This is a genomic window from Bradyrhizobium sp. 4, from assembly GCF_023100905.1.
Classification (GTDB): Bacteria; Pseudomonadota; Alphaproteobacteria; order Rhizobiales; family Xanthobacteraceae; genus Bradyrhizobium.
Genome location: NZ_CP064686.1, coordinates 7,369,083 through 7,391,216, shown reverse-complemented (window position 1 = coordinate 7,391,216; position 22,134 = coordinate 7,369,083). Strand labels below are relative to the sequence as shown.

Genomic DNA, 22,134 nt, shown 5'->3' with positions numbered 1-22,134 from the left:
GCTCCTCGCAATGACGAGGAGAGAGTTGAGTTTAAGCCTCGCGCTGCTTCAGCAGCTCCTCCACATCCAGCCGCTTCGTAAACATCGCGAGCTTGCCGTCCGGCCCGAACGGCCATTGCTCCCGCGGCTTGTCCCAGTACAGCTCCACGCCGTTCTGGTCCGGGTCGCGCAAATACAGCGCCTCGCTGACGCCATGGTCGCTGGCGCCGTCGAGCGCAATGCCGGCCGAGAGCACGCGGTGCAGCGCATCCGCCAGCGCCGGCCGCGTCGGATAGAGGATCGCGGTGTGATAGAGCCCGGTCGTGCCCGCCGGCGGCGGCGAGCCGCCCTTGCTCTCCCAGGTGTTGAGCCCGATGTGGTGATGATAGCCGCCGGCCGAGATGAAGGCCGCGCCGGAGCCCATGCGCTGCATCAGCTCGAAACCGAGCACGCCGCAATAGAAGCCCAGCGCGCGATCGAGATCGGCGACCTTGAGGTGAACGTGGCCGATCCTGGTGCCGGCGGCGACGGCTTGGTTCTGCGACATGCGGCTGCTCCGTTGATGAACTCCACATAAGTGCGTGCTTGGGACAGTGCTACCGGCCTATCCAGAAACCCAGCGTTTCCGGATAGGCAACTTACGACAGCTCCCGCACCTCGCCCTCCGGCAGCTCGAACTCAAACGTGTTCAGCGTCATCGACACCAGCGTGTAATAGCCGCAGAGACCAATCACCTCGACCACGCCGCGCTCGCCGAGCAGCTTCACCGCCTCGTCATAGAGGCCCTTCTCGACGCCGTGGCCCTCATGCAGCGACTTTGCGACGTCGTAGATCATCTTGCCCTTGGGATCGTCGAAGACGGGCGTGCGGCGGTCGCGGATGGCATCGATGATGTCAGGGGCCATGCCGCCGGCAAGCGCGAGGCGCTTGTGCGCGTACCATTCGTAATGCGCGGTCCAGTGCCGCGCCGTCACCAGGATCGCGATCTCCGAAAGTTTTGCGGGAAATATCGTGTCGTAGCGCAGGACCTCGCCGAGCCGCGTGGCGTGACGGGCCATGTCGGGGCTGTTGAGCCAGGCCATCATCGGCGCGGGCGGCTTGCCGCGCTTGCCGGCAATCGACTCATCATAGGTCTGCCGCTGGCTCTCGTTCATTTCGCCAGGCGAAAGAAGTTTCAGGCGCATTGTTGTTTCCTCTTTGTTTTCAAGCTTCGCCGTCGCGGCGACTATAGCGGATGCGTGACACGGAAGTGGTTGAATTCCGCGGGAGCTTGGCCCAGAGTCGCGGCCAACAAGCCGATTTAGATTGATGGAAACGACCAATGACTGACTCCAGGGCCAGCGAGACTGAGACCGCCGATCTCGAAACATTCCGCAGCGAAACGCGCGCCTGGCTCGAAGCCAATTGCCCGCCGGAGATGCGCAAGCCCGCAACGTCGGATGCCGACGTGTTCTGGGGCGGACGCAACGCAAAATTCTCGTCGGAGCCGCAACGCATCTGGTTCGAGCGCATGCGCGACAAGGGCTGGACCGTACCCGATTGGCCGAAGGAGTACGGAGGCGGCGGCTTGAGCGCGGCCGAGCACAAGGTGCTGCGCGCGGAGATGGGACGAATCGGCGCGCGTCCGCCGCTGTCGAGCTTCGGGATCTGGATGCTCGGGCCGGCGCTTTTGAAATACGGCAACGATGCCCAGAAGAAGGAGCATCTGCCGAAGATCGCGGCGGGCCTGATCCGCTGGTGCCAGGGCTATTCCGAGCCGAACGCCGGCTCCGATCTCGCCTCGCTGCAGACCCGTGCCGAGAGCGACGGCGATGATTTCGTCATCACGGGGTCGAAGATCTGGACGTCCTACGCCAACTACGCCGACTGGATCTTTTGCCTCGTCCGCACCGATCCCGCCGCGAAGAAGCACGACGGCATCAGCTTCATCCTGTTCGACATGACGTCGAAGGGGGTGACGACCAAGCCGATCCTGCTGATCTCCGGGTACTCGCCGTTCTGCGAGACCTTCTTCGACAATGTCCGCGTGCCGAAATCGCACGTGGTCGGCACCGTCAATCGCGGCTGGGACGTCGCAAAATATCTGCTCCAGCATGAGCGCGCGATGATATCAGGCATGGGCGAGCGCGGCGTCGGCCGTCCGCTCGGCCAGATCGCGGCCGATTCCGTCGGCACCGATGCGCTGGGACGGCTCGACGATTCCATGCTGCGCGGCCGGATCGCCAGCTTCGACGTCGATGAAGCCGCCCTTGCAGCCTGCGCCGAGCGCGCGGTCGATCTCGCCAAGGCGGGGCAGGCGCATCCGGCGTTCTCGTCGGCGATGAAATATTACGGCACCGAGCTCAACAAGCGCCGCTACGAGATCCTGATGTCGGCCGGCGGCGTCGATGCACTGGAATGGGAGAGCGAGCGTTCGAAGCAAGGCGCCCGTCCGCGTGCCTGGCTGCGGACCAAGGCCAACTCGATCGAGGGCGGCACGACCGAGGTCATGCTCGGCATCGTCGCCAAGCGCATCCTCGATCTGCCGGGGGCGTAGACTTCCCGTCATTCCGGGGCGCGCGAAGCGCGAGCCCGGAATCCATTTCACCGCGTATATGCCCCCTGATGGATTCCGGGCCTGGCCCTTCGGGCCGTCCCGGAATGACCAAGACAAAACAGATATCGAATCGGAACGCACCCATGGCCCTCGTCCTCACCGAAGAACAATCGATGCTCCGCGACAGCGCGCGCGGGTTGATCAGCGACAAGGCGCCGGTGCCGCATTTGCGGCATCTGCGCGACAGCAAAGACCCCGCCGGCTTTTCCAAGGAGTTTTGGCATTCCTTCGCCGAGATGGGCTTTGCCGGCTTGCTGGTGCCGGAAGAGTTCGGCGGCAGCGGTCTCGGCTATGTCGAGGCCGGCGTGGTGATGGAGGAGATCGGCCGCACGCTGATGCCGTCGCCCTTCCTCGCCACCAGCGTGGTCGCGGCCTCGGCGCTGAACCGTGGCGGCAATGCCGGGCAGAAGTCGGAATATCTGCCGAAGATATCCAACGGCTCCCTGCTGGCGACGCTCGCGATCGACGAGGGCGCAAAACATCGGCCGCTTCAGACCAGCCTCCAGGCCGTACGCGCCGGCAACGGCTTCAGGCTCTCCGGCGCCAAGGCGCTGGTGGTCGACGGTCACGTCGCCGATCTTCTCATTGTCGCGGCACGCACCGCCGGCTCGGCCGGCGAGCACGAGGGGCTGACGCTGTTCCTGGTCAATCCCAAGGCCAAGGGCGTTGCGATCGAGCGCACCATCATGGTCGACGCGCACAATGCGGCGCGGATCGAGCTTGCCAATGTCGAGGTCGATGCCGACAGCGTGCTCGGCGAGATCGACCAGGGTGGTGCGCTGCTCGACGGCGTGCTCAATATCGGGCGCGGCGCTGTGGCCTCCGAAATGGTGGGTCTGAGTGAAGAAGTGTTCAACCGCACCGTCGAGTACCTGAAGAGCCGCAAGCAGTTCGGCAAGCTGATCGGCGAATTCCAGGCGCTGCAGCACCGCGCCGCCGAGCTCTATGTCGACATCGAGATCACCCGCGCCGCCGTGATGAAGGCGCTGCAAGCGCTCGATACGGACGTCGCCAAGGCCGCATCAAGCGTCGCAGTGGCAAAGGCCCGCGCCGGCACCACCGCCACGCGCGCGGTGCAGGAAGGCGTGCAGATGCATGGCGGCATGGGCATGACCGACCAGTTCGACATCGGCTTCTTCATGAAGCGCGCGCGCGTGTGCGAGGAGTTGTTCGGCGACGCCAATTACCACACCGAGCAGCTGGCGCGTGCGCGGGGGTATTGAGGCGCACCGTCGCGTCGCATTCGGTGTCATCGCCCGCGAAGGCGGGCGATCCAGTATTCCAGAGACGGCAGAGATCTACCGAGAGGCTGCGGCGTACTGGATCGCCCGGTCAAGCCGGGCGATGACAGTTGAGAGTGTGGACAGCGCTTGCCCCAAGCTCGTCATTGCGAGGAGCACTTGCGACGAAGCAATCCAGACTGCCTCTGCGGAAGATCCTGGATTGCTTCGCTTCGCTCGCAATGACGGCGGAAAGACCCCTTACCGCACCGGCGGTGCATACTGCACGCCGCCTGCATTCCACAGCTGGTTCATGCCGCGCGGGATCTTCAGCTTCGACTTCTCGCCGATGTTGCGCTCATACATCTCGCCGTAATTGCCGACGTGGCGGATGATGCGGACCACCCAATCCTTGGTGAGGCCGAGCTGCTCGCCGTAATTGCCCTCGGTGCCGACCAGCCGCATCACTTCCGGCTTCTTCGACTTCAGGGCCTCGTCGATGTTCTCAGAGGAGACGCCGAGCTCCTCGGCGTTGATCATCGCGTAGAGCGTCCACTTCACGATCATCATCCAGTCGTCGTCGCGCTGACGCACGACGGGGGCGAGCGGCTCCTTGGAGATCATGTCCGGCAGGATCATGTGGTCGCCGGGCTTCGACAGGTTGATCCGCAGTGCGTAGAGTTGGGAGACGTCGGCGGAGAGCGTATCGCATTTGCCGGTGTCGTAGGCTTTCACGACGTCGTCCAGCTTGTCGAACTTCACCTCTTCATACTTCATGTTGTTGGCACGGAAGTAATCCGCGACGTTGAGCGCCGTGGTGGTCCCGGTCTGGACGCAGACCTTGCTGCCGGTCAGGTCCAGGGCAGTTTCCTTGTTGCGCGCGCGCGGCAGCATGAAGCCTGCGCCGTCGTAATAGGCGACCGCGGGGAAATAAAGGTCGTAGTCGAGCTCGCGCGCCATGCTCCAGGTCGAGTTGCGCGAGAGGATGTCCACCTTTCGGCTCTGCAATTCCTTGAAGCGCTCGTTGGCATCCAGCGCGACGAACTTCGCCTTGCTCGGGTCGTTGAAGATCGCGGAGGCCACCGCACGGCAGAAATCGACGTCGAAGCCGGTCCAATTGCCCTTATCGTCGGGGATCGAGAAGCCCGGCAGGCCCTTGTTGACGCCGCACAGCACTTCGCCGCGGCGGACGGTGCGCTTCAGCGTGCGGGTGTCGTAGAATTCATAGATGATGGCCAGGACGGCGACCAGCACGGCGACTGCGAGCCCGATCAGCAGGCCGCCACGAAAAGTGCGCATCATGTTGCTCTCTCGAAATAATCGGGAAAAGGAATATTCGCTAAGGCGAGGAGATCAGAGCTCGGGCTTCTGCCGGATGACAACCTTGGTGCCGACCGGGACGCGATCGTAGAGATCGGCGACGTCGCGGTTGACCAGCCGGAAGCAGCCCGAGGAGACCTTGGTGCCGATCGTGTCGGGCCGATTGGTGCCGTGGATGCGGTAGACCGTGGTGCCCAAATACATGGCGCGCGCGCCGAGCGGATTGCCGGGGCCGCCGGCCATGAAGCGCGGCAGATAGGGCTGGCGCTGGATCATCTCCGCCGGCGGCGTCCAGTCCGGCCACTCCTTCTTGTTGGTGATGTTCACCAGCCCCTGCCACTGAAAACCGTCGCGGCCGACGCCGATGCCGTAGCGGATCGCGCGACCGCCAGGCTGCACCAGATAGAGATGCCGTTCGGCGGTCGAGATGATGAGGGTGCCGGGCGCTTCGGTGGTACGGAAGTAGACGACCTGCTTCTGCCACTCCGGATCGAGTTCGAAGGCATCGTCGGCGACCAGGCCCGGCTCGTCGCCGCGGTCGGGCTGCTGGGCGTAGGCATGGGGCGCGGACAGGATCAGGCCGATCGCAGCCACAAACATCCCGGTCAGACGACGAAAATCCGTCATTTCAAGCTCTCCCCCACGGCCAAGGCCAAAACCATCTGGAACCATCAAATCTGAGGGCCCTCTTCATGGCAAGTTCAAGGCACACTTAGCCGATATGTCACGAGAATGCTTTGGTTTTTTGACGAGGCCGGGCAATGCCACAAACAGGGGATGGCGCGAAAAGCAGTAGCCACGGCCTTGCTTGGGGTGGGGCGACCAAATTTGCATTCACAAACGCCGTCATGCCCGGGCTTGTCCCGGGCCTCCACGTTCTTGGCGCTATGGGTAAAGACGTGGATGGCCGGGACAAGCCCGGCCATGACGATGTGGAAGCGACGCGATATCAGATCTGGTTATTCTCAGCCGCGATCCCGAGCCGCCGGACGATTTCGGCACCTACGGCCCCGGCCTCAGGCCTCGACCCGATGCGAGGGCTGCGAAACCGCCGTCCCGACTGCAATCGGATCACCACGATACAGTGCTCGTCCTCGGACCGGCCGCGGCGCTCGACCGTGATCGTCTTGACGTCGCGTCCTTCGATGTGGTCGGCGCGCAACGTGCCGTCGCCCCACAGGCGTTCGACGCGGATATCACCTTGCCGGATGATCCAGAAGGCGCCGGTCACAAGATTGGCATAACGGGACACCCCGAAAGCGGCGATCGCGCCGACCGGCAGCAGCATGATGTCGACCGGCCCGGGCGACAGGCCACGCCAGAGCCTGTAGGCGTAGGGAACGGCGCACAATGCGACGACGATCAGTGCGACGATCCTGATGTCTCTCTTCGAGAACGGCTCGAGCGGGTCGCCGAGACGCATCTCGGGATTGCTGGCATCGAGCGGATTGACGGGAGACTCGACGTCGGGAACGTCGAATTGCGCGGCGATCCGCGCCACCGTGTCGTGCACGTGGGTGACATCGGCGATCGGCGGCGATGTCAGGCGCTCACCGGAGGCCAACGTGAAGGCGAGCTGGAAGCGGGCTTTCGCCCTCTTGCTGCCGGGAACCTGCAATCCCCTGATGTCGTCCTTGGCAACGATCCGCGTCCGAAGTTTTCCGAACGGACGCTGCTCCCCGATCAGGATCTCATCCGGCGTGATGATCCACACCACCGCCGGCGCCAGCATGATGATAGCGACGAACGCCGCTCCCACCAGCAGCGCGACCACGGAGATGATGACCTCCAGAGTGTCGTGCGTGAACAGGCCCGGCGTGAAGCATAGCGCAACGGCGCCCGCAAAGCCGGACATGACCAGCCGCTGCGCGATCGAGGCGCCTTCACGAAGGCGAATGTCGGTGCTGCTGGTGACGTCGTCCATCGCGGGCGGCTGATTACGTGGCCCGTGAAACTCCACGGACCGGTCCGTGGAGTCAAGCAACAAGGGCGTGGCGCGCCAATCCGGCGTCAGCTATTGGCGTTCAGCAGCTTTGCCACGGTGCGGTCGATCTCGTCATAGCGGCCTTCGCCCTCGTGCTGGAACACGATCTTTCCGTTCTGGTCGATGATGTATTGCGCCGGCCAATATCGGTTGCGGTACGCGTTCCAGGTCCTGGAATCATTGTCCTGTGCCACCGGATAGGTGATGCCGTGGCGCTTGAGCGCCGCCTGGACGTTGGACGCCGAGCGCTCGAACGGGAATTCCGGTGTGTGGACGCCGACCACGACGAGGCCCTTGTCCTTGTACTTGGCATAGAGGTCGGTGACGTGCGGCAGCGTGTTGACGCAGTTGACGCAGCCATAGGTCCAGAAATCAACCAGCACGACCTTGCCGCGGAGATCGGCAATGTTCAGCGGTTTCGAGTTGAACCAGTTGTTGATGCCGGCGAAGTCGGGCGCGGTGTCCTGGCTGGCGGCCGCTGTCACGACAGGGACGGCGCGCGCGGCCTCGTCGCAGATGCCGGGGATGACGGCGCCGGTTACGGCGATGCCGATCAGAGCGGCGGAGACGGCGAGCAGTTTGAAAGTCATGGACAAGTCCTCCGGTGAAGATGAGGGATGATCACAGGCCGATCTGGCCGGTGGGATAGAAGCCGGTGAGCCACGCCACGATCAGCGTGTCGTATTGGAAATAAGCGGCGAGCGCGAAACCGATCACGACAACGCCAAAGCCCTGCTGCAGCCGCGGCGAGATCCGCGCGAGACTGCGCACCCGCGTGGTGGCGGCCTGCCCGCCATAGGCGATCGCCAGCATGGGAATGGCCGCACCGATGGCGTAGGCGATCAGCAGCGTACCGGCCCAGGTCGCGTTCTCAGTGGTCGCGACCAGCGTCAGGATCGAGCCGAGCACCGGGCCGGCGCAGGGCGTCCAGACCAGGCCAAGCGTGGTGCCGAGCACGAGCCCGCCGAGCGCGCCCTCGCGCTGCGTGGCGCCGGAGTTGCCGAGATCGAGCCAGCCGTTGAGCCGGATCGACAGCCATTCGAACGGCGCCGGCCACAGCATCAACAGGCCGAAGCCGAGCAGCAGGATCGATGCCACTTCGCGCAGCACGTTCGGATCGAAATTAAACAGCCGCGTGATGGCGCCGAGCAACAGCGCGGTCGCGGAGAACGAGATGACGAAGCCGAGCGCGATCATCGCGGGGCGCAGCTGCGAGCTGCGGCCGATCGAGGCCCCGAGCAGGATCGGCAGCATCGGCAGCGTGCACGGCGCGGCGATGGTGAGGATGCCGGCGAGGACGGCGAAGGTGAGTTCGAGCATCGGGGCACTCGTGAATGGGGGTCACGAGGGCTGTTCGGGATGAGAGAGGCAGTCGTTACCTCGCGTCACGCCTTCGTGACGGGAGTGCTGCAGTGGGCGTCTCGAACCATAAGTCCGGCACCTAAACCAAGCCCAAATACAAAACGACCCGGAGGGGGGCATCCCGTCCGGGTCGTTGGAGGTCTTGGGAGGTTTAACGAAACCGTATGTGAGCTTTATAGGAGGGAAGTTTTTCCGCCTGATGTTGTGCTTTGTTTCAATTGTTTCGTCGGCGGTAACACTTCCGTGTCCGGGGTAAGGCCAAAACGAACGCCCTATCCCCTTGAAATATCTGAACTTCAGGCGGCAAAGCGCTCGACGCCGCAGCCCTTAAGCAATTCGGCGAGTTGCTTGCGGGCGTAGAACATCCGGGTCTTCACCGTGCTCTGCGGGATGCCGATGATCTGTCCGACCTCCTCCACCGACTTCTCATGGTAGTAGACGAGCGTAATGATTTCGCGGTGCGCGGGTGACAGCTTCTGAACGCAGGCACGCAGGATGGCGCTGGTGTCGCTGCGGTCGAGCGAGGTCTCCGGCGTGTCGCAACCGTCGGCGATCTGGCGCACGTCTTCCTGATCGATGTCCTCGAAGCGGCGCTGGCGCATCGCGGTCAGCGCCTTGAAGCGGGCGATCGAGAGCAGCCAGGTCGAAACCTGCGAGCGGCCCTGGAATTGGCCGGCGGTCCGCCACACGTCCAGAAACACCTGGCTGACGAGGTCTTCCGCCGTGGTGGCGTCGCGCACGATCCGCAGGATGAAGCGGTAGACGCGCACATTGTGCCGGCAATAAAGGATGTGCATGGACGTCCGGTTGCCGTCGGCAATGCTTTCGAGAAGCATGTCGTCCGAGGTCGCCTGAGCGGCAATGATGCTCTGGCTGGCTTGGGCGTTGATGGCGATGACGTTCGGCATTGACTTGGCTCCCCGTAGCGCCGCAACCGAGCGGCGTTTCCTTCGACCAAAGTGTTAATGAGCCAACGTTTCGGGACGTCTGCACGAAAAGGGGAAAATGGTTTCGTGCGCCATCAAATTGTTTCGTCGGATTAGCCGCGACGAAACATTCGGGGTAAAAAAGCGTGGAATTTCAATGTACGGAAAATACGGGAGTGGGGAATGGAGGCGGACGGAGGCGCCGGGAACGTATTTCGGGCCTTTGCGTTCGATGTCGCCTCAATCCCAGCTGTCGTCCTGGCGAAGGCCAGGACCCATAACCACGGAGTGGGTTTGGCGAAGACACGAGGGACCAGCCTCGCGCCACAACTTCTCCCTGGCGTAATGGGTCCCGGCCTTCGCCGGGACGACACCGTGGGTGGTGCGTGATCTACGCCTTCTCGCCCGCCGGCGAGAACAGATAGCCGCCGCCGCGGATGGTGCGGATCACGGCGGGTTTTGCCGGATCGGGCTCGATCTTGCGGCGGATGCGCATGATGCGCAGGTCGACGGCGCGGTCGAAGGCTTCGGCGTCGCGCGCGTTGGCCAATTCCAGCAGGCGCTCGCGCGACAGCACGCGCTTCGGATTGGCCGCGAACACCTTCAAGAGCCCAAACTCGGATGCGGTCAGCGGGTGCTCGTTGCCCTCGTCGTCGCGCAAGGCCTGAGCTTCGAGATCGAGCCACTTCGTCCCGAACCGTACCAATTGCTCCTTGTCCGATTTCGCAGCCGCCGTTTCCGCCACGGCTTTCGCCGGCGCGCTCCGGCGCAGCACCGAGCGGATGCGCGCCATCAGCTCACGCAGCTCGCACGGCTTGGCCACGTAATCGTCGGCGCCGAGCTCGAGGCCGACGACGCGGTCGATCGGGCTCGCCGTCGCCGTCAGCATGATCACCGGCACGTTGATGCGGCTCTTGAGGTCGCGGATGATCGAGAGCCCGTCTTCCTCCGGCATGTTGAGGTCGAGCACGACGAGGTCGGGCATGCTGCCGTCGATCGCCGTGCGCAACGACTTGCCGCCGTCGCACAGCGTCACGGTGAAGCCGTGCATCTTGAGGTAATCGCCGACCATCTCCCGGGCCGGGGCCTCGTCGTCGACGATCATGATGTGCTGGCTTTGGGTCATGGTCCTGAGATCACGGAATTTCGGTCGCGGGGAGGGTGATGGTGAAGGTCGAGCCCTTGCCGGGGCCCTCGCTCTCGGCGGTCACCTCGCCGCCGTGCATGTCGATAATACGCTTGACGATGGACAACCCAAGCCCGGTCGAGCTCTCGCCGGCGGTCGGCTTTGCCGACAGCCGCTGGAACCGGCCGAACAAGCGGCCGAGATCCTCCGGCGACAGGCCGGCGCCCTCGTCGCTGACGCGGATGATTGTGTCGCCGCCTTCATGGCTCACGATGACGCCGATCTTGCCGCCGATCGGCGAGTATTTGATGGCGTTGCTGATGAGGTTGTCGATCGCCTCGCGGATCCGGTCGGTGTCGCACATGGTGACGATGTTGACGGGTGCGGTGACGCTGATCGTCTGCTGCTTGTTGACGGCGAGCGGCTGGTTGGCCTCGGCGACTTCCTTGACCAGGGCCGCGACGTCGACCGGCTCGCGGCGGATGGTGATGTCGAAGGCATCGGCCATCGCGTCCGAGATCAGATGATCGACCATCGAGGTAAGGCGCTTCGTCGCATCGCGGATGTGATCGACCTGGGCGACCACGCCGCCTGACGACGCGCCGGTCGAGATCAGCTCCTTCAGCATCTCGGTGCGGCCGAGGATGACGCCGAGCGGATTCTTCAGATCGTGGGCAACGGTGCCGAGGATCTCGTTCTTGAAGCCGTTGGCCCGCTGCAGCCGCAGCCATTGCGCTGAGAGCCGGCGGTTGGCCTGCATCAGCGCGCGGGTGCGCTGGGCGACGCGGTCTTCCAGCTGGGTGTTGGCGGCCTGCAGCTGCTGGTAGAGGATGACGTTGTCGAAAGCGATCGAGAGCCGGCTGGAGAAGATCTCGACCAGCGAGCGGTCGGTCTCGGACAGCTCGCGCTCGGCCTGCAGCAGCACCACGACCTCGCGCCCGCTTCCGGTGCGCAAATAGATGACGCTGCGGTGGTCCGCGAATTCGTTCTTGCGGCCCTGGAACGCGGCTTCCACCATCGCGCGCAGATCGGGGTCGAGCGCCTTCGACGAGGTCGTGCCGATGAAGCGGCTGTAGCAGCCGCTGCCGGCGAGCACCGAGAGCTCGGGGTCGAGGCCGCCATTGTCGCGCAAGACCAGTATGCCGGCGCAATCGACGTTGAGCAGCGAGGCGAGCTGGGTCAGCACGCCCTCGGCGAGCCGCTGCATCGACTTGAAGTCGTACAGCGTCGAGGCGGCGTCGATGATGATCTCGAGCCCGCGCCTTGTCTGCAGCATGCGCTCGAGCTGCTGGTAAGAGCGCAGCGCCGCGGTCAGCGAGGTGAACAGCTTGTCGGCGGTGAGCTCGGTCTTGGCCTTGTAGTCGTTGATGTCGTACTGCACGATCACGCGCCGCTCGGGCGCCTGGCCGGGCTGTCCGGTGCGCAGGATGATGCGCACGGTCTCGTTCTTGAGCTCGTTGCGGATGTACTCGACCAGCTCGAGGCCGGCGACGTCCGTCTCCATGATGACGTCGAGCAGCACGGCGGCGATATCGTTGTGCGCGGCCATCAGCTTGCGACCTTCGGCCGCGGAATGGGCGGAGAGGATCTCCAGGCCTTGGCCGTTGAGGGAATAGTCCGAGAGCGCAAAACGCGTGCCGTCATGCACGGCCGGATCGTCGTCGATGACGGCGATCTTCCATTTCCGGGCGTCAACATCCTCCGATGCGGTACCGGTGTCGTCGATCAGGTGGAGGACATCGTCCTGTTCGGCCATTGAGAAGTCCCGTCAGTCTCTGTGCTTTGCCCGCCGCCCCTGGCGACCCGGGGCATGATAATGCGAAATGTAGTGCCTTGTCCCAGCTTGGATTCCAGCATCATGCGACCGCCGAGCTGCTGGGTGACGAGGTTATAGACGATATGGAGGCCGAGTCCCGTGCCACCTTCATTGCGCCTGGTGGTAAAGAATGGGTCAAAGGCCTGGCGCTGCACGTCGGAGGTCATGCCGGCCCCGTCATCGGTGAAGATGATCTCGACGTCGTCGGCCCCGCGGGGCCGCGCCGAGATCGTGATCGTGCCGGCGCGGCCGTCGGCAAAGGCGTGGTTGGCGGCGTTGAGGAACAAATTGGTCAGGATCTGGCCGTAGGAGCCGGGATAGCCGTCGAGCAGCAGCCCCTCGGGCATGTCGACATGGAGCGTGATCGGCGACCGCTTCAGCACCGGGCGCAGGCTCGCGATGATCTGGTCGGTGGCTTCGCTCAGTGAGAACTGCCGCCGCTCGGCATGGGAGCGGTCGACCGCGACCTGCTTGAAAGACTGGATCAGTTCGCCGGCGCGCTGGAGATTGGCGACGAGCTGCTGCGAGGCGTCGCGCGAGGACTGCACGAATTCTTCCAGCTGCGAGCGGCGCAGGCCGCCGTCGCCCTTGAGCTGGGCCTCGAAGATCTCGGTGCGCCGGGCAAAGCTCGACGCAACGGTGAGGCTGATCCCGATCGGGTTGTTGACCTCGTGCGCGACGCCGGCGACGAGGCCGCCGAGGGCTGCGAGCCTTTCGGCATCGATCAGGTTCTGCTGCGCGGCGTTGAGCTCGAGCAGCGCGCTCTCGGCCTTCTCCTTGGACGCGCGCAGCTCGTCCTCGGTCTGGCGCTTCGCGATTGCGTTTTCGCGGAACACTTCCACCGCGCGCGCCATGGCGCCGACCTCGTCACGTGCACGCGTGCCCTGCACCTCGCGGCCGAGGTCGCCAAGCGTGATCGCGCGCATCGCCGCCATGATCTGCTGCAGCGGCAGCCGGATCGACAGCGCGATCAGCACGCCGGCGGTGAGGATGATGCCGAGGAAGATCACGGCGATGGAAAGAACACGGCGGGAGATGTCCGCCAGCGTGCGGTCGAACGTCTCCTGCGCCTTCTGCTCGCGCTGGCGCATCTTGGTGGAGAGATCGTCGATGGCGCCGATGGCCTCGGCCTGGTTGGCGTCGATGGTGTTGCGCAGCAGTTCGGTACGGTTCGTGAGCTGCTCGGAGAGCTTTGCAAAGCCCTCGCGCAGCGCGGCGGTCCGGGCCGCCAGCCGCCGCAGCGCCATGCGCTGGAGGTCGTTGTCGGCGAGATCGATCATCACGGGGATGGTCTTCTCGATGGTTTCGGTATTGCGGCGGGCGTCGTCGGCCGCACCCGATGACAGCGAGAGATAGTAGGAATTGGCCGCGACCAGCATCGCGGTGAAGGCTTCGCGCGACTTGCCCAGCGAAGGCCAGATCAGCGCGTCGCGGTGGCCGGTGGCGCCTTCGATGATGGAGTAAAGCCCGGCCATGTCCCTGGCCGGTCCCTGCACCTGATCCTCATAGGTCTTCGCGATGGTGGCCTGCACGCCGCGCAGCTCGCCGAAGCCGTTGAGGAAGCGGTCGGTGGTGCGCTCCAGCTCCTCGACCGAGCCCGACAGCATCGGGTCCTTGGCTGCGCGGTTGGTCAGCGTCCCCAGCACCGCCTCGCGCAGCAGCAGGATCTCGGCGAACAGGTCGGGGCTCGGCTGGTTGATGTAGCGGTGGATCAGATTGTGCAGCCGCCCGGTCTCGCTTTCGAGCAGCGCCAGAATCCGGTCGGATTCGCGCACCTGGCGCACGTCCTCCCAGGCCGAGCCGAGCACCTGCGAGCCGTTCCAGATCAGCCCGACCAGCACGATGACCACGGCAGAGTTCAGCGCCGCGATCGACAGGATGCGCCAGCGGATCGGCACCGCCCGGAGCACGCCGACCAGCCGCGCGCGCAGCCGCCCCATCGGGCCGGGCGACCTGTCTGCATGCTCGCTGTGTCCAAGCCCGGGCAAGAGGCCTCACTCCACCTTGCGAATGCGTTCGATCAGCACGGCCGCGGCCGGATCTTGCCCGGCCTTGGTGTAGATCGCGACCATCGCGTCCTCGAACGGCTTGCGGTCGATATCCCTGACGATGGTGACGCCCGCTTCTTCCGCCTTGCGCTGCGACTGCTCCTCGAGGTCGCGCCATTTCTCGCGCATGAATCGGCTGGAGCGCTGCGCGGCTTCCCGGAAGATGGTCTGGTCGTCGGCCGACAGGCTTTTCCACGCCTTCAGCGAGATCACCAGCACTTCGGGGCTCATCGTGTGCTCGGTGAGCGCGAGATAGCCGGCATGCTTGTAATGGTCCGTCGTCACGTAGGAGGGCCAGTTGTTCTCGGCGCCGTCGATCAGATGGTTGGCAAGCCCGGCAAGCACCTGTCCATAGGGCATCTCGACCGGCTCCGCGCCGAGCGCGCGGATCATCTGGCTCATCAACTCCGACTGCTGCACCCGGATCCGCAATCCCTTGAGGTCCGCGACGTTTCTGACCGGGCGGGCGCCGTTGTAGATCGACCGCGCGCCGGAATCGTAGAAGGCGAGGCCAACGAAGCCATAGGGCTCGAAGCTGCCGAGGATCTCGCCGCCGATCGGCCCGTCCAGCACCTTCTGCATGTGCTCGATGGACCGGAACAGGAACGGCATCGCCAGCACGTTCATCGCCGGGACGAAGTTGCCGATCAGCGCCACATTGGTCCGGTTGAGATCGATCGCGCCGACCCGGGTCTGCTCGATGGTCTCCTTCTCCTCGCCGAGCTGGCGGGAGTGGAACACCTTGACCTCGTGCCGGCCGCCGCTGCGCTCGGCGATCAGGGCGCCCATGTAGCGCAGCGCCTGCACGGTCGGATAATCCTCGGTCTGGGTGTCGGCGGCGCGGAATTCCCGCGCAGCGGCCCCCGTCGCGCAGATGGCGATCAGAAGCGCGACGAAAATCACCCCGGTCCGCGAGCGTTCGGCACGGTTCAACACTGGCACACTCAACCCCTCAGTGGTGGAGTCTATGGCGGGAGCAAAAGGTTCAATGCAATCTAGCAGATGGTCGGGGGAAGGCCATCCCGCCCGGGGCTTCGGCGTGATTGTGCGGCGCGGCCGGCGCTCATTCCCGGTTGAAACCGCAAATGCCGCGCCTTAAGCAGGGACGGTCGCCGTCGTCGCGCGATACGGAAAGAGCCATCGTGATTTCAGCATTGCGCTTCTTGCAGGTCATCGCCGCCCTTGCGGCCCTCTCCTTGGCCGCGCCGGTGCGGGCCGCGACCGACATCGCGTGGTGGCACGCCATGTCCGGCGAACTCGGCCGCCAGCTCGAGAAGCTTGCTTCCGACTTCAACGCCTCGCAGCCGGACTATCGCGTCGTGCCGACTTACAAGGGCAGTTACACCGAGACGGTCACGGCCGCGATTTTCGCCTTCCGCTCGCGCAGCCAGCCCGCGATCGTCCAGGTCAACGAGGTCGCCACCGCCACCATGACCGCGGCCAAGGGCGCGATCTATCCCGTGTTCAGCCTGATGCGGGACATGAACGAGCCGTTCTCGCTCAATGACTATCTTCCCGCGGTCTCCGGCTACTACACCGATGCGGCCGGCAATCTCTTGTCCTTCCCGTTCAATTCGTCGACGCCGATTCTCTATTACAACAAGACCATGTTCCGCGACGCAGGGCTCGATCCGGAGGCGCCGCCGAAGACCTGGCCGGAGCTCGGTGCTGCCGCTAAACGCCTGCGCGATCGCGGCGCGGCGTGCGGCTTCACCACGTCCTGGCCGTCCTGGATCCATGTCGAGAATTTTTCAGCGTTTCACAATCTGCCGCTGGCGACGCGGACCAACGGCTTTGCCGCGCTCGATGCCGAGTTGACCATCAACAATCCGTCTCTCGTGCGTCACGTCGCCGAGCTCAGCGAGTGGCAGAAGACGAAGGTGTTCGACTATAGCGGCCGCGGCCAGTCGGCCGAGCCGCGCTTCCAGAACGGCGAATGCGGCATCTTCATCGGCTCCTCGGCGACGCGCGCCGACATCAAGGCGAACTCGAAGTTCGAGATCGGCTACGGCATGATGCCGTATTGGCCCGACGTGAAGGGCGCGCCGCAGAATTCGATCATCGGCGGCGCCACGCTGTGGGTGCTGCGCGATCGACCGCGCGAGGAATACAAGGGGGTGGCGCGATTCTTCGCTTATCTGTCGCAGCCCGGCGTGCAGGCCGCCTGGCACCAGAACACCGGTTATCTGCCTGTCACCCGCGCCGCCTTCGAGCTGACGCGCGCGCAAGGGTTTTACGAGCGCAATCCGGGCTCGGCGATGTCGTTCGAGGAGATCACGCTGCATCCGCCGACGGAGAATTCGAAGGGCATCCGGCTCGGCTCCTTCGTGCTGATCCGCGGCGCGATCGAGGACGAGCTGGAGCAGGCCTTTGCCGGCCGCAAGAGCGCGCAAGCCGCGCTCGATGCCGCGGTCGAGCGCGGCAACAAGATCCTGCGCCAGTTCGAGCGCGCCAGCCCGGATCGGTAGAGTTCTCAGATTGGACCTCTCTTTAACCGCGAAGGAAGTGCGCTCCCTCTCCCGCTTGCGGGAGAGGGTTGGGGAGAGGGTCTTTCCGCAAAGGGACAATCCCCCAGAGGAGAGAACCCCCACCCGGCGCTTCGCGCCGACCTCCCCCGCAAGCGGGAAAGGTGCACCGTCTGCTTGGCGCGCATCAAATCAACCAAAACCTGCTTGCCTGATCGGGCACGCATGACCAGCGTTCCATCGCAAATCTTGCCGACTTTCACCGACGCTGCTGCCTTTCGCGCCTTTCGCGCCGACCCTCCGCGATGGCTGCCGATCGCCATCGACATCGCCCGCAGCCACGGTCTCGATGTCAGCGCGCCGCACGTGTTTGCCACCGGCACCAATCTCGTCGTCGGCTTCGGCGATCACCTGATCCTGAAAATCTTCCCGCCGCTGCTCCGCGCGCAATTCGTCTCCGAGCACGGCTCGCTGACCCAGCTTGCCGGCCGCCTCCATTTGCCGATCCCCGAGATCGTCGCGGAAGGCGAGCGCGACGGCTGGCCTTATCTCGCAATCACACGCCTTGCCGGCACGCTCGGTTCGGAGGTCTGGCCGTCGTTGGCGGAAGCGCAGAGAGAGCGCGTGCTGCGCCAGATCGGCGAGACCATCGCCACCGTGCAGCGCGCGCCGCTCGGTCCGCTCGCGCAGATCGAGCCGCGCTGGGCCGACTTCATGCGGGCCCAGATGCAGGGCTGCAAGGCGCGGCACACGCGTCTCGGCCTGGCGCCAAAATTCCTCGCCGGCCTCGACGACCTCCTGCGTGACGCGGCCGCGCTCATTCCCATCGATGCGCCGCCGGTGATCTTGATCGGCGAATACATTCCGGAGAACTTCCTGCTCGCCTGCCATAATGATCAATGGTCGCTCGCCGGCCTGTTCGACTTCGGCGACGTGCTGGCGGGATGGCGCGACTACGATCTGCTCGGCCCCAGCGCCTTCATGGCAGCGGGCCGGCCGGGGAGGGTGCGCAGCCTGCTCGAGGGTTTTGGCTATGCGAAGCTCGATTATTCACTCAAGCGGCGCCTGATGGCGCTGATGCTGCTGCATCGCGCCAGCGACCTCAACAACCACATCTGCATCGAGGGTTGGCAGGACGAGGCCGACGATCTGGTCGAGCTCCAGGAGCTGATCTGGCCGGGGTGATTGCCGCGGATCGGTAGCCGAGTGACTTGGGACGAGATGCGCCCACGCAATGAGCGAGCGTTCCAGAAAGCCCATTTTATATGCAAATCTGCTTCTTTGTATGCAACGCGCTGGAGATCGGCTTCTGATCGACAGTCGAAGTAATGGCCATTTTACGCGGTTATATCAGTGGCTTATGTTGTTTTAAACTCTCATTAAGCCTTGGCACGAACCTTGCGAATCCAGTTCCAACCAGAAAACTTTGTGTTGGAGCCATTTTATGAAGCGCCGCGATTTCCTCAAGTCCGTTTCCGGATTGGCCGCAGGCGCGGCGCTTCCGGCCATGCCGTCCGTGATCTCGTCGGCGATGGCCGATGCGCGCTCGGAGACGCTGCTGATCGTCTCGGAAGGCGGCCCCAACAATCTCGACATCCACGGCGTCGGCACCAACGTGCCCGGCTATGAGGTGTCCTGGAATTGCTACGACCGCCTGCTCAGCCACGAGATGAAGACCGGCCCCGGCGGGGTGCCCTATTACGACCGCGACAAGTTCAAGGGCGAGCTCGCCGAGGAGTTCAAGATCGACGATATGTCGGTCACCTTCAAGCTGAAGAAGAACGCCAAATTCCACGACGGCGCGCCCGTCACCGCCAAGGACGTGAAGTGGTCGCTCGACCGCGCCGTCAGCGTCGGCGGCTTCCCCACCTTCCAGATGAGCGCGGGCTCGCTGACGAAGCCCGAGCAGTTCGTCGTGATCGACGACTACACGGTGCGTGTCGACTTCCTGAAGAAGGACAAGCTGACGATCCCCGATCTCGCGGTGATCGTGCCCTGCATCATCAACTCCGAGCTGGTGAAGAAGAATGCCAGCGAGAAGGATCCCTGGGGTCTCGAATTCACCAAGCAGCAGACCGCGGGCTCCGGCGCCTACAAGGTGACGAAGTGGACCGCCGGCACCGAAGTGGTGATGGAGCGCAACGACGATTGGGTCGGCGGCCCGCTGCCGAAGATCAAGCGCGTGATCTGGCGCATGGTGCCGCAGGCCGGCAATCGCCGCGCGCTGCTGGAGCGTGGCGACGCCGATATCTCCTACGAGCTGCCGTTCAAGGATTTCCAGGAGATGAAGGCGAGCGGCAAGCTCAACGTGGTGTCGCTGCCGTTCTCCAACGGCATCCAGTATATCGGCATGAACGTGACCAAGCCGCCGTTCGACAATCCCAAAGTGCGTCAGGCGGTCGCCTACGCGATTCCCTATCAGAAGATCATGGACGCGGTGATGTTCGGGCTGGCCAATCCCATGTTCGGGGCCGCCAAGGACAAGCCGACCGAAGTCGCCTGGCCGCAGCCGCACAAATTCAACACCGACATGGACAAGGCGAAGGCGCTGCTGGCTGAAGCCGGTTATCCCAACGGCTTCGAGACCACGATCTCGTTCGACCTCAACTTCGCCGGCGTCAACGAGCCGCTCTGCGTGCTGGTGCAGGAGAGCCTGGCCCAGATCGGCATCAAGACCACCATCAACAAGGTGCCCGGCGCCAACTGGCGCACCGAGTTGAACAAGAAGGAGATGCCGCTCTTCACCAACGTGTTCTCGGGCTGGCTCGATTACCCCGAATACTTCTTCTACTGGTGCTATCACGGCAATAATTCCGTCTTCAACACCATGAGCTACAAGTCGGCGGAGATGGACAAGCTGATCGACGGGGCGCGGAATGCTGCCGCGACCGGTGACACCGCGACCTACGACGCCGACGTGAAGGGCTTCGTCGACCTCGCCTACAGCGACATCCCGCGCATCCCGCTGTACCAGCCCTTCGTCAACGTCGCGATGCAGAAGAACATCAGCGGCTACCAATACTGGTTCCACCGCCGCCTGGATTATCGCGCGATGGCGAAGGGGTGAGGGGGGTAGTGGGCGAGATGGTCGCGTCATCGACTCTCTTTCTGAGTGAGGCGGCCACCGCTCTCTCATTCCCTCTCCCCTTGTGGGAGGGGGGCAGGGTGAGGGGTAGCCACGAACTCCGACCCCGCTTGGGGCTACCCCTCACCCCAACCCTCTCCCATCGCAAGTCGGGCCTGCCCGACTTGCGCCAATCACCAATGCGCAACCGGGGTAGACCCCGGTTGCGTGGGAGAGGGGGCGCAGCGGAGCAGGTGGCGCGAACCCGCCCACAAATGCAGAGCAGCAGGAGCGCAACCCCATGCTGACCATGATCGGCAAGCGCCTGATGTTCGCAATTCCCTCGCTGATCGGGGTCGTCATCGTCACTTTCCTGCTGACCCGCGCGCTGCCGGGCGATCCCGCCGCGTATTTCGCTGGGCCCGCCGCAACGAAGGAAGCCGTGGAGCAGATCCGGAAAAAACTCGGCCTCGACAAGCCGCTGATCGAGCAGTTCTTCCGCTACACCAACGATCTCGCCCATGGCGATTTCGGCAATTCGCTCACGACGGGCCAGCCGGTCGCAGCCGAGATCCGCAACCGCCTGCCGGCCTCCGCCGAGTTGACGCTGCTCGGCCTCATCGTCTCGGTCGTCATCGCGATTCCACTCGGCGTGCTGGCGGCGACGCGGCCGGGATCGTGGGTCGACCATCTCTGTCGCGTGACGACGACGGCCGGCGTCTCGCTGCCAGTGTTCTTCACCGGCCTCGTGCTGGTCTATGTCTTCTATTTCCGGCTCGGCTGGTCGCCCGCGCCGCTCGGCCGGCTCGATGTGTTCTATAGCGCGCCGCCGACGGTCACAGGCTTCTATCTGATCGACACCCTCATCGCGCGAGACTTCGAGGCGTTCCGCTCGGCATGCAGCCAGCTGATCCTGCCGGCGACGACGCTTGCGATCTTCTCGCTGGCGCCAATCGCGCGCATGACGCGCGCCTCGATGCTGGCGGTGCTGTCGTCCGAGTTCGTGCGCACCGCGCGCGCCAGCGGCCTGTCCCCGGCAACCGTCATCGTCACCTATGCCTTCCGCAACGCGATGCTTCCGGTCATCACCACGCTGAGCATGGTGTTCTCGTTCCTGCTCGGCGCCAACGTGCTGGTGGAGAAAGTGTTCGCCTGGCCAGGCATCGGCTCCTATGCGGTCGAGGCGCTGATCTCGTCGGACTTCGCGCCGGTGCAGGGTTTCGTGCTGACCATGGCGGTGATGTACGTGCTGCTCAATCTGGTGATCGACATTCTCTATGGCGTGATCGATCCGCGCGTGCGGCTGGAAGGGTAGGGGACACAATGAGCTCCGTTGCGCCTGCTGTTGAACCTGTCGGTCCCGCGCGAACGTCAGGGTTCGTCGCGTTGCTCGACCAGACCCGCTACGTGCTCGGCGAAAACAAGGTCACGGGCTTCGCCTTCGCGCTGCTGATCGTGATCCTCCTTGCCGCGATCTTCGGCCCCTATGTGGTGCCATATGACCCGCTGGCGTCCGACACCGCGGCGTCGCTGAAGCCGCCCTCGGCCGCGCACTGGTTCGGCACCGACCAATTAGGCCGCGACATCTTCAGCCGGGTCGTGGTGGCGACGCGGCTCGATACGTTCATCGCGGTCGCCTCCGTCGCGCTGGTGTTCCTGATGGGCGGGCTCGCCGGCATCGCGGCCGGCTATTTCGGCGGCTGGACCGATCGCATCGTCGGCCGCATCGCCGACACCATCATGGCATTCCCGCTGTTCGTGCTCGCCATGGGCATCGTCGCCGCGCTCGGCAACACCGTGCAGAACATCATCCTGGCCACCGCCATCGTGAACTTTCCGCTCTATGCCCGCGTCGCGCGCGCCGAAGCCAATGTCCGCCGCAACGCCGGCTTCGTGCAGGCCGCGCGTCTGTCCGGCAACGGCGAATTCCGCATTCTCCTCGTGCATATCCTGCCGAACATCATGCCGATCATGATCGTGCAGATGTCGCTTACCATGGGCTACGCCATCCTCAATGCCGCCGGCCTCTCGTTTATCGGCCTCGGCGTCCGTCCGCCGACGGCGGAATGGGGCATCATGGTCGCCGAAGGCGCCGGCTTCATGGTGTCAGGCGAATGGTGGATCGCGCTATTCCCGGGCCTCGCTCTGATGATCGCCGTGTTCTGCTTCAACCTCCTCGGGGACGGCCTGCGCGACATCGTCGACCCCCAGCGGAGGACGTGATGGCT

Annotated in this window: 19 protein-coding genes; 7 read left to right on the top strand and 12 right to left on the bottom strand. The window is 64.3% G+C overall.

The annotated features are described in order from the left end of the window. Window positions 1-31: 31 nt before the first annotated feature. Window positions 32-526: a VOC family protein gene (locus IVB45_RS35460; RefSeq protein ID WP_027565950.1), complete on the bottom strand. Its 495-nt coding sequence runs from the start codon at window positions 524-526 to the stop codon at window positions 32-34. Between the two features lie 91 nt (window positions 527-617). Further along, on the bottom strand, window positions 618-1,163 hold the full coding sequence (locus IVB45_RS35455; RefSeq protein WP_027565949.1) for a carboxymuconolactone decarboxylase family protein: 546 nt from the start codon (window positions 1,161-1,163) through the stop codon (window positions 618-620). Window positions 1,164-1,300: 137 nt separating this feature from the next. Here IVB45_RS35455 and IVB45_RS35450 point away from each other — a divergent pair, with 137 nt between their 5' ends. After that, entirely contained in the window at window positions 1,301-2,515 is a 1,215-nt protein-coding gene (locus IVB45_RS35450) for an acyl-CoA dehydrogenase family protein (RefSeq protein WP_247357570.1), read from the top strand. 143 nt (window positions 2,516-2,658) lie between these two features. Beyond that, window positions 2,659-3,798, top strand: coding sequence for an acyl-CoA dehydrogenase (locus IVB45_RS35445; RefSeq protein WP_247357571.1), 1,140 nt, complete (start codon window positions 2,659-2,661; stop codon window positions 3,796-3,798). A gap of 258 nt (window positions 3,799-4,056) precedes the next feature. On the opposite strand, the gene IVB45_RS35440 is transcribed toward IVB45_RS35445, so the two are convergent. The 10 genes from IVB45_RS35440 to IVB45_RS35395 form a co-directional block, all read right to left on the bottom strand. Next, window positions 4,057-5,094, bottom strand: a complete 1,038-nt coding sequence (locus IVB45_RS35440) for an amino acid ABC transporter substrate-binding protein (RefSeq protein WP_027565946.1) — start codon at window positions 5,092-5,094, stop codon at window positions 4,057-4,059. A gap of 54 nt (window positions 5,095-5,148) precedes the next feature. Continuing rightward, window positions 5,149-5,742, bottom strand: a complete 594-nt coding sequence (locus IVB45_RS35435; protein ID WP_027565945.1) for a L,D-transpeptidase — start codon at window positions 5,740-5,742, stop codon at window positions 5,149-5,151. 322 nt (window positions 5,743-6,064) lie between these two features. Then, window positions 6,065-7,039 (bottom strand): hypothetical protein, encoded by a 975-nt coding sequence (locus tag IVB45_RS35430; protein WP_247357572.1) that lies wholly within the window; start codon window positions 7,037-7,039, stop codon window positions 6,065-6,067. A gap of 86 nt (window positions 7,040-7,125) precedes the next feature. Then, window positions 7,126-7,689: a thioredoxin family protein gene (locus IVB45_RS35425; protein WP_018456003.1), complete on the bottom strand. Its 564-nt coding sequence runs from the start codon at window positions 7,687-7,689 to the stop codon at window positions 7,126-7,128. A 31-nt stretch (window positions 7,690-7,720) separates the two neighbouring features. Next, window positions 7,721-8,419 (bottom strand): cytochrome c biogenesis CcdA family protein, encoded by a 699-nt coding sequence (locus IVB45_RS35420; protein WP_247357573.1) that lies wholly within the window; start codon window positions 8,417-8,419, stop codon window positions 7,721-7,723. A 338-nt stretch (window positions 8,420-8,757) separates the two neighbouring features. Then, entirely contained in the window at window positions 8,758-9,369 is a 612-nt protein-coding gene (locus IVB45_RS35415; RefSeq protein ID WP_018456005.1) for a sigma-70 family RNA polymerase sigma factor, read from the bottom strand. Between the two features lie 409 nt (window positions 9,370-9,778). After that, a complete protein-coding gene (locus IVB45_RS35410) occupies window positions 9,779-10,513 on the bottom strand; it encodes a response regulator (RefSeq protein ID WP_007597984.1) in 735 nt (244 codons plus the stop codon). A 10-nt stretch (window positions 10,514-10,523) separates the two neighbouring features. After that, a complete protein-coding gene (locus tag IVB45_RS35405) occupies window positions 10,524-12,269 on the bottom strand; it encodes a DUF3369 domain-containing protein (protein ID WP_247357574.1) in 1,746 nt (581 codons plus the stop codon). Further along, on the bottom strand, window positions 12,239-14,269 hold the full coding sequence (locus IVB45_RS35400) for an ATP-binding protein (RefSeq protein WP_027514477.1): 2,031 nt from the start codon (window positions 14,267-14,269) through the stop codon (window positions 12,239-12,241). The genes IVB45_RS35405 and IVB45_RS35400 overlap by 31 nt, the downstream gene beginning before the upstream one ends. 54 nt (window positions 14,270-14,323) lie before the next feature. Next, window positions 14,324-15,319 carry a TRAP transporter substrate-binding protein gene (locus IVB45_RS35395; protein WP_027565940.1) on the bottom strand — a complete coding sequence of 332 codons (996 nt, stop codon included), beginning with the start codon at window positions 15,317-15,319 and terminating at the stop codon, window positions 14,324-14,326. A 143-nt stretch (window positions 15,320-15,462) separates the two neighbouring features. Between IVB45_RS35395 and ugpB the strand changes: the two genes are divergently transcribed. The 5 genes from ugpB to IVB45_RS35370 all read left to right on the top strand — a co-directional run bounded on the left by ugpB (window position 15,463) and on the right by IVB45_RS35370 (window position 22,129). Then, window positions 15,463-16,845, top strand: a complete 1,383-nt coding sequence (ugpB, locus tag IVB45_RS35390) for a sn-glycerol-3-phosphate ABC transporter substrate-binding protein UgpB (protein WP_051462636.1) — start codon at window positions 15,463-15,465, stop codon at window positions 16,843-16,845. Window positions 16,846-17,067: 222 nt separating this feature from the next. Continuing rightward, complete coding sequence (locus IVB45_RS35385; protein ID WP_247357575.1) at window positions 17,068-18,027, top strand: aminoglycoside 3'-phosphotransferase/choline kinase family protein; 960 nt, start codon at window positions 17,068-17,070, stop codon at window positions 18,025-18,027. A 259-nt stretch (window positions 18,028-18,286) separates the two neighbouring features. Then, the gene (locus tag IVB45_RS35380) at window positions 18,287-19,909 is read left to right on the top strand and encodes an ABC transporter substrate-binding protein (RefSeq protein WP_247357576.1); all 1,623 of its coding nucleotides are present in this window, start codon (window positions 18,287-18,289) and stop codon (window positions 19,907-19,909) included. Window positions 19,910-20,207: 298 nt separating this feature from the next. Continuing rightward, window positions 20,208-21,221, top strand: coding sequence for an ABC transporter permease (locus tag IVB45_RS35375; RefSeq protein WP_018456013.1), 1,014 nt, complete (start codon window positions 20,208-20,210; stop codon window positions 21,219-21,221). A gap of 8 nt (window positions 21,222-21,229) precedes the next feature. Beyond that, entirely contained in the window at window positions 21,230-22,129 is a 900-nt protein-coding gene (locus IVB45_RS35370; protein WP_247357577.1) for an ABC transporter permease, read from the top strand. Window positions 22,130-22,134 lie beyond the last annotated feature (5 nt).

Excerpts from the sequence above, each read along its gene's own strand:
- IVB45_RS35460 (WP_027565950.1), bottom strand. The coding sequence starts at position 526 with ATGTCGCAGAACCAAGCCGTCGCCGCCGGCACCAGGATCGGCCACGTT.
- IVB45_RS35455 (WP_027565949.1), bottom strand. The coding sequence starts at position 1,163 with ATGCGCCTGAAACTTCTTTCGCCTGGCGAAATGAACGAGAGCCAGCGG.
- IVB45_RS35450 (WP_247357570.1), top strand. The coding sequence starts at position 1,301 with ATGACTGACTCCAGGGCCAGCGAGACTGAGACCGCCGATCTCGAAACA.
- IVB45_RS35445 (WP_247357571.1), top strand. The coding sequence starts at position 2,659 with ATGGCCCTCGTCCTCACCGAAGAACAATCGATGCTCCGCGACAGCGCG.
- IVB45_RS35440 (WP_027565946.1), bottom strand. The coding sequence starts at position 5,094 with ATGCGCACTTTTCGTGGCGGCCTGCTGATCGGGCTCGCAGTCGCCGTG.
- IVB45_RS35435 (WP_027565945.1), bottom strand. The coding sequence starts at position 5,742 with ATGACGGATTTTCGTCGTCTGACCGGGATGTTTGTGGCTGCGATCGGC.
- IVB45_RS35430 (WP_247357572.1), bottom strand. The coding sequence starts at position 7,039 with ATGGACGACGTCACCAGCAGCACCGACATTCGCCTTCGTGAAGGCGCC.
- IVB45_RS35425 (WP_018456003.1), bottom strand. The coding sequence starts at position 7,689 with ATGACTTTCAAACTGCTCGCCGTCTCCGCCGCTCTGATCGGCATCGCC.
- IVB45_RS35420 (WP_247357573.1), bottom strand. The coding sequence starts at position 8,419 with ATGCTCGAACTCACCTTCGCCGTCCTCGCCGGCATCCTCACCATCGCC.
- IVB45_RS35415 (WP_018456005.1), bottom strand. The coding sequence starts at position 9,369 with ATGCCGAACGTCATCGCCATCAACGCCCAAGCCAGCCAGAGCATCATT.
- IVB45_RS35410 (WP_007597984.1), bottom strand. The coding sequence starts at position 10,513 with ATGACCCAAAGCCAGCACATCATGATCGTCGACGACGAGGCCCCGGCC.
- IVB45_RS35405 (WP_247357574.1), bottom strand. The coding sequence starts at position 12,269 with ATGGCCGAACAGGACGATGTCCTCCACCTGATCGACGACACCGGTACC.
- IVB45_RS35400 (WP_027514477.1), bottom strand. The coding sequence starts at position 14,269 with ATGGGGCGGCTGCGCGCGCGGCTGGTCGGCGTGCTCCGGGCGGTGCCG.
- ugpB (WP_051462636.1), top strand. The coding sequence starts at position 15,463 with ATGCCGCGCCTTAAGCAGGGACGGTCGCCGTCGTCGCGCGATACGGAA.
- IVB45_RS35385 (WP_247357575.1), top strand. The coding sequence starts at position 17,068 with ATGACCAGCGTTCCATCGCAAATCTTGCCGACTTTCACCGACGCTGCT.
- IVB45_RS35380 (WP_247357576.1), top strand. The coding sequence starts at position 18,287 with ATGAAGCGCCGCGATTTCCTCAAGTCCGTTTCCGGATTGGCCGCAGGC.
- IVB45_RS35375 (WP_018456013.1), top strand. The coding sequence starts at position 20,208 with ATGCTGACCATGATCGGCAAGCGCCTGATGTTCGCAATTCCCTCGCTG.
- IVB45_RS35370 (WP_247357577.1), top strand. The coding sequence starts at position 21,230 with ATGAGCTCCGTTGCGCCTGCTGTTGAACCTGTCGGTCCCGCGCGAACG.